General features: G+C 40.1%; 1 protein-coding gene. It reads right to left on the bottom strand.

All coding sequences use genetic code 11. The annotated features are described in order from the left end of the window. Nucleotides 1-42 precede the first annotated feature (42 nt). Nucleotides 43-1,196, bottom strand: a protein-coding gene (locus tag KNQ13_RS15690; protein WP_214773279.1) for an IS3 family transposase whose coding sequence is annotated in 2 segments (ribosomal slippage) — nt 43-929 and nt 929-1,196 — 1,155 coding nt annotated over the 2 segments. Because the reading frame shifts where the segments join, the coding sequence is not laid out codon by codon here. This gene is flagged as partial in the annotation.

The following is a 1,196-nucleotide window of genomic DNA, read 5'->3' as shown; positions in this document are numbered from 1 at the left end:
TAGACTGACCTAGCAATATGAGACACATATAAAACACCTTGATTAGGCTGCCAGTACACCATATTTTTTAGGTGTCAGGTAGCCTAATTTTTCTTGAATTCGTTCTTCGTTATAGTAATTTAAGTAATTGATAACGCGTTCAGAGACCTCATGGTCTCTTAGTGAATTAAATTTGACGTACTGAAACTCCTCGGACTTTAAATTAGAGTGGAACGATTCGATAACTGCGTTGTCCCAACAGTTTCCTCTACGAGACATGCTGCTTGTTAGGTGATTCCTCTTAACGAATTCTTGAAAGGCGTATGACGTATAGACACTTCCTTGATCCGAATGAAGGATGACCCCTTCGGGGTAGTTTCGATTCTCAAGCGCTATCTTCAACGTATCGATCACAAGAGGCGTTTGTTGATGCTCGTATAACTTATAGGCAATGATTTCGTTATTGAATAGGTCCATGATAGTTGAAAGATATTTCGTCGTGCTGCCGTATTGGATATAGGTGATATCCGTCACCCACTTCTGATTCGGTTTACTTGCTGTGAAATCACGCTTGATAAGATCCGGTGCCGTTATGATGCGCTCACCTTGAGACTTCCATCTTCGTTTCGGCTTGATCCGACATTGGAGATGGTGTTTTTGCATGATTTTCTGTACGGTATTCCGATTGGCTTTCAACTGATAGATTTGCTGTAATAATGCCTTTATTTTTCGATGTCCATTCCGATACTTCGTCTGTTTACTTAGTTCAATGATGGCTTTTTCTAGCACCGAAGGTGCTTTCACAGATTCTTTAATCCAACGGTAATAGCTTGCTCTTGATACATTCAAAGCACTAAGAATAGCGATGACTGTATACTTCCCCCGAAGAAACTCTACAATTTTTATGACTGCTTCTTTCTCAACTCTCTTTCGATCTCCATGTACTTTTTTAAGATCTCGTTTTCCATCTTCAGATGAGATATTTGTCGTTCTCTCTTGTCATCCTCACTCGCAGAATCTGGTCCATGTCCATAGGTATATTGTTTTCCAATCGGCTGATCGAATCGATAGAGTTCATTAGACCGATACCATCTCATCCATGTTTCGACTTGCGATTTGTTTTTGATTCCGTACTTCTCCATGATCTCTTTCGTTGTTAACTCACCACTCAGCTTATCTTTGACTACTGCCCATTTCACTTCACTTGAATATACGTT

It is taken from the genome of Exiguobacterium sp. s128, from assembly GCF_018618815.1.
Taxonomy (GTDB): domain Bacteria; phylum Bacillota; class Bacilli; order Exiguobacteriales; family Exiguobacteriaceae; genus Exiguobacterium_A; species Exiguobacterium_A antarcticum.
This window is presented reverse-complemented; position numbering and strand designations above follow the sequence as displayed.